The organism is Aeromonas sp. Marseille-Q7275, assembly GCF_965119515.1.
The window spans coordinates 117642-134994 of sequence record NZ_CBCPLW010000013.1 but is presented as its reverse complement, the minus strand read 5'-3'; the positions used below and the strand labels follow the sequence as shown (position 1 = coordinate 134994).

At 64.7% G+C, this 17353-nt stretch carries 15 protein-coding genes and 3 pseudogenes; 10 read left to right on the top strand and 8 right to left on the bottom strand.

All coding sequences use genetic code 11. The features are described from left to right. The 4 genes and pseudogenes from ACWPWQ_RS13835 to ACWPWQ_RS13820 form a co-directional block, all read left to right on the top strand. Nucleotides 1–1383 (top strand): FapA family protein (locus ACWPWQ_RS13835; RefSeq protein ID WP_454010048.1); only part of this gene is annotated, 1383 nt, incomplete at its 5' end. A 115-nt stretch (nt 1384–1498) separates the two neighbouring features. Further along, the gene (gene yidA / locus ACWPWQ_RS13830; RefSeq protein WP_202047718.1) at nt 1499–2308 is read left to right on the top strand and encodes a sugar-phosphatase; all 810 of its coding nucleotides are present in this window, start codon (nt 1499–1501) and stop codon (nt 2306–2308) included. Between the two features lie 365 nt (nt 2309–2673). Continuing rightward, complete coding sequence (locus ACWPWQ_RS13825) at nt 2674–3444, top strand: gamma-glutamyl-gamma-aminobutyrate hydrolase family protein (protein ID WP_454010047.1); 771 nt, start codon at nt 2674–2676, stop codon at nt 3442–3444. Between the two features lie 73 nt (nt 3445–3517). Further along, nucleotides 3518–3693, top strand: a pseudogene (locus tag ACWPWQ_RS13820) (gamma-glutamyl-gamma-aminobutyrate hydrolase family protein); the annotation flags it as partial. On the opposite strand, the gene ACWPWQ_RS13815 reads toward ACWPWQ_RS13820, so the two are convergent. The 7 genes and pseudogenes from ACWPWQ_RS13815 to lptM form a co-directional block, all read right to left on the bottom strand. Continuing rightward, nucleotides 3690–4094 carry a hypothetical protein gene (locus ACWPWQ_RS13815; RefSeq protein ID WP_454010050.1) on the bottom strand — a complete coding sequence of 135 codons (405 nt, stop codon included), beginning with the start codon at nt 4092–4094 and terminating at the stop codon, nt 3690–3692. The pseudogene ACWPWQ_RS13820 and the gene ACWPWQ_RS13815 overlap by 4 nt on opposite strands. Nucleotides 4095–4185: 91 nt before the next feature. Then, the gene (locus ACWPWQ_RS13810; RefSeq protein WP_454010046.1) at nt 4186–4896 is read right to left on the bottom strand and encodes an HAD-IA family hydrolase; all 711 of its coding nucleotides are present in this window, start codon (nt 4894–4896) and stop codon (nt 4186–4188) included. Between the two features lie 143 nt (nt 4897–5039). After that, nucleotides 5040–5962, bottom strand: a pseudogene (xerC, locus tag ACWPWQ_RS13805) (tyrosine recombinase XerC). Nucleotides 5963–6000: 38 nt separating this feature from the next. After that, nucleotides 6001–6666, bottom strand: a pseudogene (locus ACWPWQ_RS13800) (DUF484 family protein); the annotation flags it as partial. A 301-nt stretch (nt 6667–6967) separates the two neighbouring features. Then, the gene (gene dapF / locus ACWPWQ_RS13795; RefSeq protein ID WP_025325502.1) at nt 6968–7798 is read right to left on the bottom strand and encodes a diaminopimelate epimerase; all 831 of its coding nucleotides are present in this window, start codon (nt 7796–7798) and stop codon (nt 6968–6970) included. A 62-nt stretch (nt 7799–7860) separates the two neighbouring features. Continuing rightward, nucleotides 7861–9111: a diaminopimelate decarboxylase gene (lysA, locus tag ACWPWQ_RS13790; RefSeq protein ID WP_042649014.1), complete on the bottom strand. Its 1251-nt coding sequence runs from the start codon at nt 9109–9111 to the stop codon at nt 7861–7863. 20 nt (nt 9112–9131) lie between these two features. Next, complete coding sequence (gene lptM / locus ACWPWQ_RS13785) at nt 9132–9338, bottom strand: LPS translocon maturation chaperone LptM (protein WP_265437424.1); 207 nt, start codon at nt 9336–9338, stop codon at nt 9132–9134. A 73-nt stretch (nt 9339–9411) separates the two neighbouring features. Here lptM and cyaY point away from each other — a divergent pair, with 73 nt between their 5' ends. Then, nucleotides 9412–9726, top strand: a complete 315-nt coding sequence (cyaY, locus tag ACWPWQ_RS13780; protein ID WP_408805077.1) for an iron donor protein CyaY — start codon at nt 9412–9414, stop codon at nt 9724–9726. A gap of 14 nt (nt 9727–9740) precedes the next feature. Next, a complete protein-coding gene (locus ACWPWQ_RS13775; RefSeq protein WP_342058925.1) occupies nt 9741–10394 on the top strand; it encodes an alpha/beta hydrolase in 654 nt (217 codons plus the stop codon). Nucleotides 10395–10486: 92 nt separating this feature from the next. Here the strand turns inward: ACWPWQ_RS13775 and ACWPWQ_RS13770 are convergent, their stop codons facing one another. Then, nucleotides 10487–13006, bottom strand: coding sequence for a class I adenylate cyclase (locus ACWPWQ_RS13770; protein WP_139435501.1), 2520 nt, complete (start codon nt 13004–13006; stop codon nt 10487–10489). Nucleotides 13007–13328: 322 nt separating this feature from the next. On the opposite strand from ACWPWQ_RS13770, the gene hemC reads away from it, so the two are divergent. Genes hemC through ACWPWQ_RS13750 form a run of 4 tightly spaced genes read left to right on the top strand, consistent with a single transcriptional unit; the run spans nt 13329 to nt 17286 of the window. Next, nucleotides 13329–14258 carry a hydroxymethylbilane synthase gene (gene hemC, locus ACWPWQ_RS13765; RefSeq protein WP_454010045.1) on the top strand — a complete coding sequence of 310 codons (930 nt, stop codon included), beginning with the start codon at nt 13329–13331 and terminating at the stop codon, nt 14256–14258. A 46-nt stretch (nt 14259–14304) separates the two neighbouring features. Beyond that, nucleotides 14305–15039, top strand: coding sequence for a uroporphyrinogen-III synthase (locus tag ACWPWQ_RS13760; RefSeq protein ID WP_342058974.1), 735 nt, complete (start codon nt 14305–14307; stop codon nt 15037–15039). Next, nucleotides 15036–16112 carry a uroporphyrinogen-III C-methyltransferase gene (locus tag ACWPWQ_RS13755; RefSeq protein WP_454010044.1) on the top strand — a complete coding sequence of 359 codons (1077 nt, stop codon included), beginning with the start codon at nt 15036–15038 and terminating at the stop codon, nt 16110–16112. The genes ACWPWQ_RS13760 and ACWPWQ_RS13755 overlap by 4 nt, the downstream gene beginning before the upstream one ends. A 10-nt stretch (nt 16113–16122) precedes the next feature. After that, the gene (locus tag ACWPWQ_RS13750; protein WP_139435507.1) at nt 16123–17286 is read left to right on the top strand and encodes a heme biosynthesis HemY N-terminal domain-containing protein; all 1164 of its coding nucleotides are present in this window, start codon (nt 16123–16125) and stop codon (nt 17284–17286) included. Nucleotides 17287–17353 lie beyond the last annotated feature (67 nt).

Sequence of the window (17353 nt, the reverse complement as noted above, 5' to 3'; positions counted from 1 at the left end):
GCCAGCGCCCAGATCACCGCCGACTGGGGCGGCAGCCCCCTGACCCTGGCGCAGTTGCAGGAGGCGGTGGCGGCGAGCCCGATCAAGCAGGGGGTGAGCGAGCGGCTGCTCGCCGCCGCCATCAAGGCCGCCGGCGAGGCGGCTCCCGGCACTCGCCTCACCCCCGTCATCGCCCTGGGCAAGGCCGCCAGACACGGCCTGGATACCCGCCTGGAGCGGCTGGTGGAGACGGCGGCGGAGCGGATCCTGAGGCCTCAGGAGGTGGACCACGGCAAGGTGGACATGCGCGATCTCGGCACCCTGCTCACCGTCAAGGCGGGCGCCCCCCTGATGCGGCGCCACCCCGCCACCCAGGGCATAGACGGCTTCACAGTGACGGGCCAGACCCTGCCCGCCCGCCACGGCAAGGAGAGCGCCATGACGGCGGGAGAAGGCACCTGCTTCTCCCCCGAGGATCCGGATCTGCTGCTGGCGACCCGCGCCGGGCTGCCTTGCCAGGAGCGGGCCGGCATGAGGGTGGACGAGGTGCTGAGCGTCAAGCAGGTCGACATCCGCCACGGCCATGTCATGTTCGAGGGCTCCCTGCTGGTCACCGGGGACGTCATGCCCGGCATGCGGATCAAGACCAGCGGCGACGTGGTGATAGGGGGCTTCGTCGAGGGGGGCTATATCGAATCCGGCGGCACCATCACGGTGCGCAACGGCATCATAGGGCGCAAGCTGGAGGGGGAGCAGTACCTCTGCCACCTCAACGCCGGGGGCGAGATCCACGCCAGCTATGCCCAGTACGCCAGGCTGGAGGCCGATGGCGACATTCATATCCAGAGCCAGCTCAGCCACAGCTATTGCCGCAGCGGCCAGGACCTCAGGGTCGGGGACAGCGCCATGCGCAAGGGCCACCTCATCGGCGGCATCAACATCGCCAACCGCCTCATCATGGCCCCCGTGCTCGGCACCTCGGCGGCGAACCGGACCCGGCTGCAGATCCTCGGCGGCTACTTCAGCCACAAGGAGCGAGAGCAGGCCCTGCGTCAACGCAAGCAGGCCTGCCGGGAGCAGCTCGACAAGCTGCAGGATCTCATCCTGCGGCTGCTGCAACAGCCCGGCGACAAGCGCAATCCCGAGACCCTGCAGAAGATCAAGGCGCTGCGCACCCGGCAGCTGGACGAGAGCAAGTCCCTCGACGAGCAGCTTGCCGAGGCACAGCGCGAGCTGCAGGCCCTGATGGCCAACATGGACATCATCGCCACCCAGCGCCTCTTCCCCGGCGTCGAGGTGGAGATGGCCCATCACCACAACAGGGTCGACATAGAGCACGGCCCCATCCACTTCGCCATCCGGGAAGATCAGCTGCAGCTGACCCCCTATCAGGGCCAGCGCTGAGAGGCGCCATGGCTCCTCTGCGACGATGGCGGCGTGATCCCGGCGGCGATTTTCGCTACACTCGGCCTCCCCTTGGCCCCATAGGGCGGGCCGGCCAGACTCAGGTAGTGAGAAGATGTACAAGCTGATCGCATTGGATATGGATGGCACCCTGCTGAACCCGCAAGGTCAAATAACCCCCCGCACCCATGCCGCCATCGCGGCCGCCCGCGACCAGGGCGTCACCGTGGTGCTGACCTCCGGCCGCCCGCTGGAAGGCATGACCCCCTATCTGGCCGAGCTCGGCCTCACCGGCCAGGATGACTACGTCATCTGCTACAACGGCGCCCTGGTGCAACAGGTCGCGGATCAACGCATACTGCGCAGCCAGCTGCTGACCGGCAGCGATGCCAGCGCCATCGCCCATCTGGCCTCCGAGCTGGGGGTCAACGTCCACGGCTTCTCCGTCCGCCAGGGCCTCATCAGCCCCAGGGTCAGCACCTACACGGAGCACGAGTCACGGCTGATCAAGATGCCGATCAACCTGGTGGACTTCGCCACCCTGCCCGCCGACGAGCAGATCATGAAGGTGATGATGATAGACCCAGAGCCCCAGCTCTCCCGCGCCATCGCCCAGCTGCCCGCCGAGCTCTATGAGCGCTACACAGTGGTGCGCAGCTCCCCCTACTTCCTCGAGTTCATGAACAAGCGAAGCAACAAGGGAACCGGCGTGGCCGCCCTGGCGGAGCACCTGGGTCTGGACGCCTCCCGGGTGATCGCGGTGGGTGACGCGGGCAACGACCGCCACATGATCGAATATGCCGGACTCGGGGTCGCCATGGGCAACGCCACCGACGAGATCAAGGCGCTGGCGCAGCACACCACGGCCCGCAACGACGAGGACGGCGTGGCCAGGGTGATAGAGCAGTTCATCCTCAATGCCTGAATCGACGAGGGGCCTGCGGGCCCCTTCTGCTATCCGGCCATCAGGACCAAATGTTTAATATATCCACCACGACTTTCCCCTAAACGCCCGCCAACTGCGGCTAAAGCCCCTGATGAAGGGACTCAAGCTGGCTCAGACATTATCGAAATTAACATTTTGGCATCATTTCGTTTGACATATTGAACGGCCTTGGCAGACTGGGATCGGGATCCAGGCTGTCATCGCCCAGGCTGACCGACGATTCTGGCACTGCGGCACGACCCTGATCCCATGACCATGCCTTGAGGCATGCCCTTGCGAGAGTGACGCGGCAAGGGCCTTCCCAAGGCGCAGGATGAGACCGCCAAGGATAGCCAAGGTGACCTATGCCCAACCCCAGTTCCCGTTCCAAACCCGTCGTGCTGATGACCATGGGGGCCCAGGCCCGCAGCGGCCACGCCTACCAGGTAATGACCCACAAATACATCACCCCCCTGGTGGAGATCAGCGGCTGCGTGCCCCTGCTGGTCCCCACCTGCTGCGGGACCGCTGATCTGGAGCAGTATCTGGATCTCGCCGATGGGGTCTACCTGAGCGGGGCGGGATCCAACATAGATCCCGCCCTCTACGGCCAGGAGAACCTGACCCCGGAGAAGGCACAGGACAGGGACAGGGATCTGTTCGACATAGCACTGGTGCGTGCCGCCCTCGATCGGGGACTGCCCCTGCTCGGCATCTGCCGCGGCATGCAGGAGATCAACGTGGCCCTGGGCGGGGACATTCATCAGAAGGTCTATTGCGAGCCCGGCTATGCGGATCACAGGGAGGATGCGGACGATCCCGTGGAGGAGCAGTATGGCCACAGCCACCAGGTGAGCCTGGTGCCCGGCAGCTGGTTTGCCGACCTGATGGGGGAGGTGCAGATCCCGGTCAACTCCCTGCATGGCCAGGGGATCAGGCGCCTTGGGGAGGGGCTGGCACCGCTTGCCCATGCCGAGGATGGCTTGATCGAGGCGATCCACGCCCCCACCCTCTCCCCCTTCCTGCTGGCTGTGCAGTGGCACCCGGAGTGGAAGGCGAAAGAGAACTCCCACTCCATCAAGCTGTTTCGCGCCTTCGGCGACGCCTGCCGCCAGTATCGTCAGCGGGAGGGCTAGTCGCCGAACCCCTTGCCTTTCAGCTTGGGCAAGGCACCGCGATCCGGGCCCAGGATACGGCAGACATCCAGCGCCGCTGGCCCATGTCGAGGGTGGCTTGATCGAGGCTATTCATGCCACGCTCCCGCCCCCTTCCTGCTGGCGGTGTAGTGGCACCCGGAGTGGAAGGCGAAAGAGAACCCCCACTCCATCAAGCTGTTTCGCGCCTTCGGCGACGCCTGTCGCCAGTATCGGCAGCGAGCGGGCTAGTCGCCGAAACCCTTGCCCTTCAGCTTGGGCAGGGCACCGCGGTCGGGGCGCAGGGTACGGCAGACATCCAGCCCCTTGAGGCCTCGCTGGACATGGTCAGGGGCCTGCCCCAGCACCATGCCGTTGCCGCGATAGAGCCGGGCCTCTTCCAGCTCGAACAGCTCGCCGCCGATCAGCAGCTGTTCGCGGCCATCGACCACCTTGCCCCGCTTCAGGGGCAGGGTCATGTCCACCAGTATCTCGCCGGTGGCGCACCCCTCGCGCCAGCGGGCCTGCTCCGAGAAAGGCGAAATGGCGATATCCCGCCAGGATCCATCCCGAAACTCCATCCGGTAGTGGTCGCGAAACAGATCGCAACCCGCCAGCACCATGGGGATGGCCAACCAGATGACACTCTTCATTCCACTCACGCCCAGCACTCCCTTGTCAGTCCGCGCCAAGAATAAATAAATGGCCTCGCCTGTGCACCTTTTCTCTGCCCCTCAAGAGGGCTCAGAGCAGCAGCCCGGCCAGCTCGTCGAGAGTGGCGAGCTCCACATCCGGCAGCAACCGCAGCGACTGCCAGGGCAGCTGGCGCTCGTTGAGCCAGGCGGCCCGAAAGCCGTGCAACCTGGCCCCCAGCACGTCCGTCTCGGGATGATCCCCCACGTGGAGGATCTGGCCGGGGGCGAGCCCGAGGGCCTCTTGCACCTGCACGAACATATCGGGCGCCGGCTTCATCCTGGCCCCCGCCCCCGCCTTGCAGACCAGGGTGAAGTAGCCAGCCAGACCCGCCTGCTCCAGATCCAGGTTGCCGTTGGTGATCACAACCAGGGGGTAGCGCGCCGCCAGACGGGCCAGCAGGGCGTGAGTCGCCTCGCTCACCTCTATCTTCGAGCGCTCGGCGAGAAAGGCGGCGAACACCCGCGCTGCCTCCTGCTCGGCCAGGGAGGCGGCCATGCCCCCCTGCACCATGGCCTCGCGGATGCCGTGCTGGCGCGCCAGGCTGACGTCCTGGCTCAGCTCGGGCCGGGCCAGCAGCAGGTTGCGCTTGAGTTCGAGCCAGCGCGGCTTGTCCAGCATGGCGGTGGCCAGGTATTCGCTGCGCAGATGCCTCAGCATCCACTGCTCGGCCCGCGCTATGGCGGGGCCGTTGTCATAGAGGGTGTCGTCAAGATCGAACGAGATGGCGGCCACCGGCTGCCAGCGACGGTAAAAATGCATGCATTCTCCTCTGCGTCATCAACAGGAGCCCCCGGCTCCTTGCTGTCACTCATCTTCCGGGGTGGCAGGATCCCGCCTGGCTCTGGCGAGGGGGCGCCGTCACTCCCCTGACCCCCTTGATATCAGGCCACCATCAATCAAGTTCACTCATCTTCCGGGGTGTCGGGCTCCCGCTTGGCCCTGGGGTGGGCACTGTCATACACCTTGGCCAGATGCTGGAAGTCGAGGTGGGTATAGATCTGGGTGGTGGAGAGATCGGCGTGGCCCAGCAGCTCCTGCACCGCCCGCAGATCCCCGGAGGACTCCAGCATGTGGGTAGCGAAGCTGTGGCGCAGCTTGTGGGGATGGACGTGGGCATTGAGGGCCTGCTTGTTGCCCCAGCCGTCGAGCCGCTCCTGTACCGAGCGGGCCGACAGCCGCTGCCGGCGTTTCGAGACGAACAATGCCTCCCCCTCGTCCCCCGCCAGCGCTGGCCGCACCTTGAGCCACTTGTGCAGCCACTCCACCGCCATCCTGCCCATGGGCAGCACCCGCTCCCGCGACCCCTTGCCGGTGACCCTGAGCTGGCGCTCGTCGAGCTTCACGTCCGCCAGGTTGAGCCCCACCAGCTCGGCGAGGCGCAGGCCGGAGGAGTACATCAGCTCCATGATGGCGCGATCCCGCACCGCCAGCGGATCCTGCTCGTCGGTGATGTTGAGCAGCTGGTACATCTCGTCCACGTCGAGGTTCTTGGGCAGCGGCCGCCCCTGCTTGGGGGTCACTATGCCGCGGGCCGGGTTGGCAGGGAGCCGCCCCTGGCGCACCTGCCAGTCGCAGAAGCTGCGCAGGGCAGAGACCTTGGTGGCGAGGGATCGGGGGGCCAGGCCGGCCTTGTGCATCCGGGTCACCAGACTGCGCACCTGGCTCGCCTCGAGCCGGGCCCAGTCATCGACCCCCAGCCTGACCAGCTCGGCGGCCATGGCCTCCAGATGGGCCTGATAGTTGCTGCGGGTATGAGGGCTGAGCTGGCGCTCGACTCTCAGGTATTCGATAAAGGCGGTGAGCTCCCCGCCAGGGCGGGAGGCAGGGGGTCGGTGGCGGAAGGGGTGCCTTAGCCACGAACCAGTCGGGTAGACGCAGTTGCAGCAGACGCCCCAGCTGACCCAGCAGCAGGGTGTCGTTGTGGGGGGTGAAGTGGCTGGGATCCGAGCTCGCGAAGGCCAGCACGCCGAGATCCCCGAGCCGCATCAGGGCCACGGAGTTGACCAGCACGTCGCTGCCAAACAGCGCCTGCTTCTCGCTCTGGTTGAGCCGCCCGAAGTAGTAATCCGTCCCGGGCAGTCGCTGGCCCAGCAACTGGTCGAGCTGCTTGCCGTCCGCCAGGAAACGCTGCTCCGGGCCGCTCAGCTGGAATTTCTTCGGGCTGAGCCAGAGGCGCAGGCCGGTCAGCCGCAGCCGCTGTACGAAGGCCTTGCCCATCACGGCGCTCAGCTCGAACAGGGTCTGGCAGCCATACAGCTCGCCATAGAGATCCGCATAGACCCGGAAGATCCGCTCGTTCTCGCTGGCGATCCCCATCAGTTCGGTGATCTCCTGCTCCAGCTGCTCGATGCGCTCGCGCTGCCTGTCGAGCTGGCGCTCCACCAGGGAGATGGTGCCCTTGTGCTCATGGGGAATGCGGATCCTGTCCAGCATGGCCCCGTGGCGCTGGAAAAACTCGGGGTAACGGGCCAGGTACTCCAGCACTGTGGCTTCGTCCATCAGTGATTCCTGCCGTTTGAGTTCGCTCATAACTTGGTTGATCCATCCGAAAAAGGGGCACAGGGCCCCGACATTACCGTGTGGCTGCGCGGAGGAGGTCCCCGCTCGATGCCTATAACTCTATCTGGCCGTAGAACACGTGCTCGGCCGTGCCCGTCATATGCTCGGCTGGCCCGCTCACTGGCTTACAGCTCTATCTGGCCATCAAAGACATGCTCGGCCGGGCCCGTCATATGCTCGGCGGGCCCGCTCACTGGCTTACAGCTCTATCTGACCATCAAAGACATGCTCGGCCGGGCCCGTCATATGCTCGGCTGGCCCGCTCACTGGCTTACAGCTCTATCTGGCCATCAAAGACATGCTCGGCCGGACCTGTCATGTAGACCGGCTGACCCGGCCCCTTCCAGGCGATGGTCAGCTTGCCCCCCGGCAGGGTGACGGTGACCCGCTCCCTGAGCTTGCCCTGGCTGATGCCGATCACCACGGCGGCGCAGGCGCCGGTGCCGCAGGCGAGCGTCTCCCCCACCCCGCGCTCGAACACCCGCAGCTTGATCTCGCTGGCGCTGACCATCTCCATGAAGCCGACGTTGACCCGCTCGGGGAAACGCTCGTGGCGCTCCATGATGGGGCCCAGGGTCTCCACCGGGGCATCGGCCACCGAGGGCACCTCGATGACGCAGTGGGGATTGCCCATGGAGACGGCACCGCACATCACGGTGTGATCCTGTGCCCGCAGCAGGTAGGTCTTCTCCGCCTTCTGGGCGCGAAACGGGATCTTGCCCGGCTCGAACTGGGGCACCCCCATGTTGACCGTGACCTGGTTCTCCCCCTCCAGTTGCAGGGTGATGCGGCCACGGGCCGTGCTGACCGCGATGCGATCCCGGTTGACCAGCCCCTTGAGGCGCACGAAGCGGGCGAAACAGCGGGCACCGTTGCCGCACTGCTCCACCTCGCTGCCATCGGCATTGAAGATGCGGTAATGGAAGTCGAGCTCGGGATCATAGGGCGGCTCCACCAGCAGCAGCTGATCGAAGCCGATGCCGAAGTGGCGATCCGCCAGCTTCTTGATGACGTCGTTGCTGAAGAACACCTTCTGGGTGACGCCGTCCACCACCATGAAGTCGTTCCCGAGGCCGTGCATCTTGGAAAATTCAATCAACATCGCGCGTTCCTGTCTCACCGTTAATCACGCTCTCACATGGAGGAACGCTGAAAATCCATCCATCACGGCAGCAGATGCTCGCCACGCCAGAGGTCGGCCAGTTGCTCCCGCTCACGGATGAGATGGGCCTGGTCACCGTCCACCAGCACCTCGGCCGCACGGGGACGGGTGTTGTAGTTGGACGACATGGTGAAGCCGTAGGCCCCGGCGGAACGCACCGCCAGCAATGAGCCCTCGGCAATCGCCAGGGTACGCTCCTTGCCGAGGAAGTCACCGGTCTCGCACACCGGGCCGACCACGTCATACAGCGCTTTCTCGTGGGTCGTGCGGCTGTCCACCTCGATGATGTTCATCCAGGCGCCGTAGAGGGAGGGGCGCAGCAGATCGTTCATGCCGGCGTCGATCAACGCGAAGTTGCGGGTCTCGCCGGGCTTCAGGAACTCGACCCGGGTCAGCAGCACGCCGGCATTGGCGACGATGGCACGGCCCGGCTCGAACAGCAGGGTCAGATCCCGGCCCGCCAGCTTCTGCTTGAGCGCCTCGGCATACTCGGTGGGGTGCGGCGGCTGCTCGGCGCCATAGTTGACCCCGAGACCGCCGCCCACGTCCAGGTGATGGATGTGGATGCCTTCCGCCGCCAGCTCGTCGATGAGCTTCAGCAGCTTGTCCGCCGCCTCCATAAAGGGATTGAGCTCGGTGAGCTGGGAGCCGATATGGCAATCCACCCCCTTGATCTCGATATGGGCCATGGCCGCCGCCTTGCGGTAGATGGCGGGCGCCTGCTCGATGGGGATGCCGAACTTGTTCTGCTTGAGGCCGGTGGAGATATAGGGGTGGGTGCCGGCGTCTATGTCCGGGTTGACCCGCACCGAGACCCGCGCCTTCTTGCCCATGCTGCCAGCGACCCGGTTCAGGCGCTCCAGCTCGGCTTCCGACTCCAGGTTGAAGCAGAGGATCTCTTTTTCCAGCGCAAGGCGCATCTCGGCTTCGCTCTTGGCGACGCCGGAGAAGACCACCTTGGCCGGATCACCGCCCGCCGCCAGCACCCGGGACAGCTCGCCGCCGGAGACGATGTCAAAGCCCGAGCCCAGGCGTGCCAGCAGATTGAGCAGGGCCAGGTTGGAGTTGGCCTTGACCGCGTAGCAGATCAGGTGGGGAATGTCGCCAGCCGCCTGGTCGAAGGCGTGCCAGTGGCGCTCCAGGGTGGCGCGGGAGTAGACATAGAGCGGAGTGCCGTACTGGTCGGCGAGCTGTTGCAGGGGAAGCTGCTCGGCCTGAAGCTGGCCGTCGGCGTCGTAGTTAAAGTGATCCAAGGGGGCGGTTCCTTCCTAGATTATTGCGGCGCGGCCTCGGAGGCCGGTTTGGCGGTCGCAGGCGAGGCGGCTTGCGGTGTACTCTCTGTCTTGGGCTGTGCCGGTGCTTGCTCAGTGGAGACGGGTTGCTCGGCCGGTGGCATGTAGAGCGGCCCCGTCAGGCCGCAGGCGGCCAGCCCGAACGACAGCGACGCGGCAAACAGGCACTTGGTGAACTGGGTAATCATAATGGTTCGCTGCGAAAAAATTTTTGGCCCTCTATAATCGCACTCACATTGTTAAAAGCAACAGGATAAACCGATGAAGGATCACGAGTATCACGCCCTGACCGACGCCTTTTTCCAGTATGTGGAAGACGTTATCGACGAGGGGTATCCGGATATCGACTGCGAGCGGGCCGGCGGTGTGCTGACCTTGAGCTTCGAGAACAAGACCAAGGTCATCATCAACAAGCAGGAGCCCCTGCACCAGATCTGGGTGGCCACCCGGGAGAACGGCTTCCACTTCGAGCTGCGCGGTGACAGCTGGATCGACAACCGCTTCGGCGACGAGCTCAAGGCCCTGCTGACCCGGGCCTGCACCATCCAGGCGGGCGAGCCCGTCCGGTTCCCATGATGGCTGAGCCCTCCATGATGGATCTGCATCCTCAGGGCGCCCGTCACGCGGTGATCTGGCTGCACGGGCTGGGGGATTCCGGCGCCGGGCTCGCGCCCCTAGTGGATGCCCTGGCGCTGCCCGCCACCCTGCCGGTCCGCCACCTGCTGCCCGATGCCCCCGAGCGGCCCATCACCATCAACATGGGCTACAAGATGCGCGGCTGGTACGACATCAAGAGCTTCGAGGATCCGGCGGATCGCGCCGTGGAGTCCCATGTGCGCGAGTCCGCCGATCGTATCGCCGCCCTGCTGGATCGGCTGGTAGCCGAGGGCTTCGCCCCGGGCAACATAGTGCTGGCCGGCTTCTCCCAGGGGGGCGTCATCGCCTCCTTCACCGCCCTGCGCCATCCGGTGCCACTGGCGGGCCTGCTCTGCATGTCCACCTATCTGGCGGCGCCCGAGCAACTGGTCGAGGAGATGAGCGAGGCCGCCCGCGCCCTGCCCATCTGCTACATGCACGGCATCTATGACGACGTGGTGAGCCTCTCCATGGGCTGGGATGCCAAGAACCGGCTGGAAGCTGCGGGCCTCAGCCTCGAGTGGCACGAATACCCCATGCGCCACGAGATCTGCCGGCCCCAGCTCGCCGACATCCGTCGCTGGTTGCTGGCGCGCCTCGACCCCTGATGCAGCACCACAGATAGGACAACGGCCTGCATCATGCAGGCCGTTTGTTTTCATCCCTTCCGGCGCTAGACCGGCACATCATCCCGCTTCCCTCACCCGACTTCCCGGGCCGCCCCCGGGTTGTCCCGCTGCGGGCTCTGGCTGCGGTAGGGGATCACCTCCAGCTTGTCACCCATCTGCACGATCTCATAATACTGGGGCAGGTTGAAGTTGCTGAACTGGCCCGCATTGCTGAATCGCTCGTGGCCCGAGGTGTAGAAACGGTTCACCCCCTGCACCAGCTCGTCCTTGTTGCCGGCGAAGTGCTGGTAGATCTCCACCCGGTTCGCCTCGTCCAGGATATAGATATTGGTGCCCGCATCCCGGGTATCGAAGAAGAACTGCACCAGCCCTTCGCTGGCGTAGGCGTCGACTATGCCGGGCAGGTGCTGGCTGTGGGTCTTGTCGAGGCGCAGCGGCAGGTGATCCAGCTTGTTGTGGGAGATGTGGCGGTAGAAGTCGATGGCGTTTTCCAGCTTCTTGACCGAGACCCCGCGCCGCTCGAAGAAGATGCCGTACTTCTCTTTCCCCAGCGCCAGCGTCTTGACCAGCTGTTGCTTGTCCCGGGCCAGACGCAGCTCGATGCACTCGGCCACCAGCTGCTGGAAGCGGGCGCGCACCAGGGAGCGGAAGTGCTGGCTGTAACAGAACACCTCTATCTTCTCGGGGGCGGCGGCATCCTGGTGCATCTTGCCGAGTATGGTGGTGAGGGCATCCACCACCGCCTCCTCCCCCTGGAAGTGCAGGGTGCGGATCTCGCTCCAGGAGTTGCGATAGACGAGATCCACGGATCCCACCAGACACTCCTGGTTGCGGCCAAAGGAGAAGACGTCCGCGGCATTGGCGTCGAACTCGATCACCTGGCCCACCCAGTGACTGGACGGATCCGTCTCCAGGTTCAAGAAGATGGAGAGCTGATGGATCTCGCAGGGGCGGCTCAGGGCCAGGTTGGTGGCGCGAGGGTACTTGACCGGGAAGGTCCCCGAGAGATCGCGGCAGAACTGGTGCAGGTTGTCGATGTGCAGATCCGAGCCCTGATTGAACAGGTGCACCCTGGACTGGGGCGTCAGCAGGCCGTTGAAGTAGGCCCAGGCCACCAGCTTGCTGATGTAGCCGTTATATTCGAGCGGCGCCCGACCTATGATGTCGGCGGGCTCGAGGGAGTGCTTGTAGAGATACCAGCCGGCGCGATTCAGGCGGCCGTGGGGCACCTGTACCAGGCTGAGATCCGGTTCGCCGAGATCCGGCGCTATCTTGAGGTTGATGCGCTGCACCTTGCCCGGCAGGCTCTCGAAGGCGGCATAGAGCTTGCGCGACAGTATGCCGATGTCTTCCGGGTTGATGGACTCGCTGATGTTGTTGCGCCGGGCGAACTGGATGAGGTTGCGGTAGCTCTGCATCAGGGCCTCCAGCAACTCGGCGTAGGCCACCTTGACGTCCTCGACCTTCCACTCCTGGCGATGATCCAGGTGATGCAGCCGCTCCGGGCTCCAGCCCCAGTAGGCCACCAGCTGGGCCATCTGCTCCCGGCGCCAGTCCGGGGAGTGATCCTCCTTCGGATGGCTCAGACCGTCGCACACCTTGAGATAGAAGCAGCGGCGCACCAGATCCAGGCGCTGCATGTCGCCGATGGATTTCAGGTAGTTGGTCACCTTGTCCAGCATCAGGCAGTAGTTGTCGAGCCGGTAGTGCATCCCCTCGTTGTGCTGGAACCAGTCGCGGCTGGTTACCGACAGCAGCCGGGTGTTGGGATACTCGTGGGAGTAGGCCTCCATCAGCACCGACTTGAGCACCGCCTTGTAGGGGGAATCTATGCCCTTGTAGAGCTGCCACAGGGCTGAGCCGAAGTACTCCTCGGCGGGGATGCGGTCGAAGCCCCCGAGATCGAGCCAGTCATCCTGGCTCAACTTGCCGTGGGCGAACAGGCCGTTGACGTAGTCGTCGTAGTGGTCGTCGTATTCTGCCGGCACCAGATACCAGAGCAGCCGCTTGCCCGCGATGTGCATGGCACTGCGATAGAACTCGTCGAGCAGCAACAGGTGCTGGGCGCTGCCGCAGCTCTCCCCCTGCATCTGGGCATCGTTGCGCTGGCGGAACTTGTCTTCGGGGATCAGGAAGAAGTTGAGATCGACCCCGCGCTGCTCGGCCCACAGGGAGAGGTGCTGGCACTTCTGCTCCAGCAGGGCGAGGCGTTCCTGGGACAAGCCGGCCACGTGACAGACCCAGATATCGAGATCCGAGTGGCAGCACTGACCGATGGAGGAGGTGCTGCCCATGGAGTAGAGGCCCTGGATCGACTTGTCGTGGGTGCTGAGGCCGCCCTGACAGTTGGCGTTCTGGCACAGATCCTGGATGAAGGCCTGCTGGGCCTCGTTGGCGACGAAACTCCAGATACCATGAGGCACGTCCCCTGCCACATAACCGGGCAGAAGGGGATGATTGAAGTGCAGCATGACAGGCAGCAGTTGGAAGACCTGCTGCCCATAGCGACTCATGAGATCCAACGCTCGTTGCGTCTTGAGACGATTCAGCTCGTCGTAGCGCGCCACCAGCGTGTCGAGTTTTACCAGCAATGCCCTACCTATGGGGAAGAGAAATGACGCACCAAAACGGGGAGACGTCAAAAAAGTGTGATCATGTTAACAATGCAAACAGCAGTGGTAAACAAGCCCGCACACAATCACCGGATTATTTCTGGCACGCCCCGTAACGGTGTCAATGGAAAGCAATAAAAAATAATATTTTCAATTAGTTGCCATCATATAATGAGCGAATGAAAATTAATTTCAGCGACCCTTTTTGAGCTTGGCCCCGCTTTTGCCGGCTGCGCCATGAAAGCCCATGCAAAGGGTGGTAAGATCGTTTTCCTCACTAAAGATGAAACAACTGATTGATATGGCAGCCCGAATCCTGAGAATTGCCACTCGCAAGAGCCCACTGGCCCTGTGGCAGGCCAACTTTGTAAAAGATCGGCTGGAAGCCCTCTATCCCGATCTGCGAGTCGAACTGGTCCCCATGAGCACCCAGGGTGACAAGATCCTGGATACGCCGCTGGCCAAGGTCGGCGGCAAGGGGCTCTTCGTCAAGGAGCTGGAGACTGCCATGCTGGAAGGGCGGGCCGACATCGCCGTCCACTCCATGAAGGACGTGCCGGTGGAGTTCCCCGAGGGGCTCGGCCTGCACACCATCTGCGAGCGCGAAGACCCGCGCGATGCCTTCGTCTCCAACCGTTTCAAGCAGATAGACGAGCTGCCCCAGGGGGCCGTGGTCGGCACCTCCAGCCTGCGCCGCCAGTGCCAGCTGCGGGCCGCCCGCCCGGATCTGGTGATCCGCGACCTGCGTGGCAACGTCAACACCCGCCTCGCCAAGCTGGATGCTGGTGAGTACGACGCCATCATACTCGCCGCCGCCGGCCTGAAACGGCTGGAGATGGCCCATCGCATCACCGCCTTCCTCGAGCCGGAGCAGAGCCTGCCCGCCAACGGCCAGGGAGCGGTCGGCATCGAATGCCGCCAGGACGATGTCGAGCTGCACGCCCTGCTAGCACCGCTGGAACACGCCGAAACCCGCATCCGGGTGCTGACCGAGCGCGCCATGAACCGCGCCCTGCAAGGGGGCTGTCAGGTGCCTATCGGTGCCTATGCCCTGGTGCAGGGGGACGAGGTCTGGCTGCGCGGCCTGGTGGGCAGCCCGGATGGCACCCGGGTGATCTGGGACGAGATCCGCGGTCCGCTGGCGGACGGCGAGGCACTGGGCCACGCCCTGGCCCAGCGTCTGCTGGCCGCCGGCGCCGACGCCATTCTGGCCGAGGTCTACCGGGCATGAGTGCAGCGCGGACCGGTTCATGGTCATGTGCCCGGAGCGCCGCCTGATGGTCCCGCTGGTGGTGCGCCCGGCCGCCCAGGCCACCCTGCTGGTGCAGTTGCTGCGCCAGCAGGGCCATGCACCACTGTGCTGCCCGCTGCTGGAAACCCGGCCGGGCAGTGAACTCCCCCGCCTGCCCGAACAGCTGCCCCAAACGGACATCATCATCGCCGTCAGCGCCCATGCCGTTAAATTTGCTCATCATTTTCTGTTGCAAACTGGTCTGACCTGGCCACATATTGACTACTTTGCGGTCGGTCAGGCGAGCGCGGATGCCTTCAGCGAGGTGGGTGTCCAGGCCCTCTGCCCGACCGATCCCCGCAGTGAAGGCCTGCTGGCCCTGCCGCCCCTGCAAGGGGTGAGCGGCAAGCGGGTGCTGATCCTGCGCGGCAACGACGGGCGGGATCTCATCGCCCGGACACTGGCCTCACGCGGCGCACTGGTGCACTATTGTGCCACCTACGAGCGCCACTACCCCGAGCTCGACGGGGACGCATTGACCCGCCACTGGCAGGCAGCCGGCCTCGACAGCCTGCTCATCACCAGTGGTGAACTCTTGCAGCGGTTGCTGGCCCTGGTGCCCGGCCCGCAGCGACCCTGGCTTTATGACCGCCTGCTGGTGGTGCCCAGTCCCCGGGTGGCCGAGATGGCCGAGGGAGCTGGTTTTACCCGTATCGTGATTGCCCAAGGTGCATCCAACCAGGCTCTGGTGGCCGCCCTGGAACTGAGGAAGATGGAATGACTGAACAGCAAGAAGTCCAGCCGAGTGCTGCGGCCCCCGGGGCCGACAACAACAAGCCCGAGCACAAGGCCGTCGGCAACAAGAAGGGCGGCGCCGGCGTCGTCCTCGGTGGCGTTGCCATCCTGCTGGCCCTGGGGCTGACCGGCGGCCTCTATCTGCACGGCCACCAGAATGCCGTCGCCCAGCAGGCCGAACTCGGCGCCCTCAAGCTGCAGCTGGCCGAGGCCATGGGCAGGCTGGATCAGAACAACAGCAAGGATGCCGAACAGTTCAGCGCCCTCGGCAAGAGCCAGCAACAGCAGCAGGAGGCGCTGGACGCCCTGCAGCACAAGGTGCTGGATCTCGACGACAAGCGCCCCAACGACTGGATGCTGGCCGAATCCGAATACCTGGTACGCATGGCGGGCCGCAAGCTGTGGCTGGAACACGACATCGTCTCCGCCATCACATTGCTCGGCAACGCCGACGAGCGGATCAAGGCGCTCAACGACCCCAGCCTGATGCCCATTCGCAAGGCGCTGGCGGAAGACATAACCAAGCTCAAGGGGATGCCGCGGGTCGATCGCGAAGGCTTGACCCTGAAGCTGGCCGCGCTGTCGGACCAGATAGAGCTGCTGCCCCTCTCCACCGTGAGCATGCCACAAGCCAAGGCCGAGCCGGATCAGGCGGTCAGTACCAATCCGGACGAGTGGGAGAGCAATCTCAAGAAGAACTGGGTCAAGTTCACCGAGAACTTCATCACCATACGTCGCCGCGACGGGGCCGTGGAGGCCCTGCTCTCACCGCAGCAGGAGATCTTCCTGCGGGAGAACCTCAAGACCAAGCTGTTGCAGGCCCAGCTCGCCGTCTATCGCGAGCAGCAGGCGCTCTATACCGACAGCCTGGAGAAGGCCCAGCGCTGGCTGACCCAGTACTTCGATACCGACAACAGCGCAACCCAGTACATGCAGTCCGAGCTCGACAAGCTCAAAGACGAGCAGATCCAGTTTGACTACCCGGATCAGTTCAAGACCCAGGCCATGCTGGAACAGGTGCTGACCGAGCGCCTGCAACGCATCCTGGCCGGCAACTGAGGAGGAGACCATGATTCGTCTGATCGTCGTGGTGGCCGTGATGGTCGCGGGCCTGATCTTCGGCCCCGAAGCGTCCGGCAACAAGGGCTATGTGCTCATCTCGCTCGGCAACTACACGGTGGAGTCTTCGGTCACCAGCGCCGTGATCCTGGCGGTACTCTTCTACGGTGCCCTGCTCATCGTCGAGTGGGTGCTGGGCCGGGTCTTCGGCCTGCGCCGCAAGACCCAGGGCTGGTTCGGCTCCCGCCGTCGCCGCAAGGCGAACCTGCAAACGGTGAATGCCACCCTGGCCATGGCCGAGGGGCACTACAACCAGGCCGAGAAGCTGCTGATCAAGGGGGCCGACAACAGCGACACCCCGCTGCTCAACTACCTGAGTGCCGCCAAGGTGGCCCAGGCCAGAGGCGATGACGTGCGCCGGGATCACTACCTGCAAAAGGCGCAGGAGGAGAACCCCAAGGCGGAGCTGGCATTGACCCTGATCCAGACCCAGCTGCAGATAGAGCAGGGCCAGTACGACAGTGCCCTCGGTCGGCTCGAGTCCGTCTACGCCCTGCACCCGCGCCACCCCATGGTGCTGGATCAGTTGCGCCAGGTCTATCTGGCCCGGGAAGACTGGGCGGCCCTCATCGATCTCGCCCCGGCCCTGCGCAAGGTGGGCAAGTTGACCGCCCAGCAGGAAGAGGCGCTGCTGCACCAGGCCTGGATTGGCCGTCTCGAGGCCGCCAGCGGCGCCCTCGAGACACTGCGCCCGGTGTGGCAGGCGCTGCCCCGCAAGCTGCGTCAGGACCCCGCACTGCTGGCCAGCTACGGGGATCGTCTGCGCCGGCTCGGCGCCGACAGCGAGGCGGCCGACCTCTGGCTGGAGGCCCTGCGCAAGGATCCCTCCCCCGAGCTGTTCGCCCGCCTGCCCAAGCTCAGGCTGGATGACTATCAGCCCATGCTGACCCTGCTCAAGAAGATCCAGGATCAACCGGGCGCCGAGGCGGCACTGGCGCGAGTCTACCTGCTGGCCGGCCAGCTGGACGAGGCCCAGCACCTGCTGGAGCAGGAAGTGGCGAAGCGGCCCGATGCCGCCCTCTACCATGCCCTCGGACAGGTGATGGACAAGCGCCGTCTCACCAACAAGGCCAACGAGTACTATCGTCAGGCCCTGCAACTGGCCGACGTCTGACCTTCCCCGTCACGGGAGACAAAAAAAAGGCCGCAATTGCGGCCTTTTTCTATTCCGGGTTTCTCCA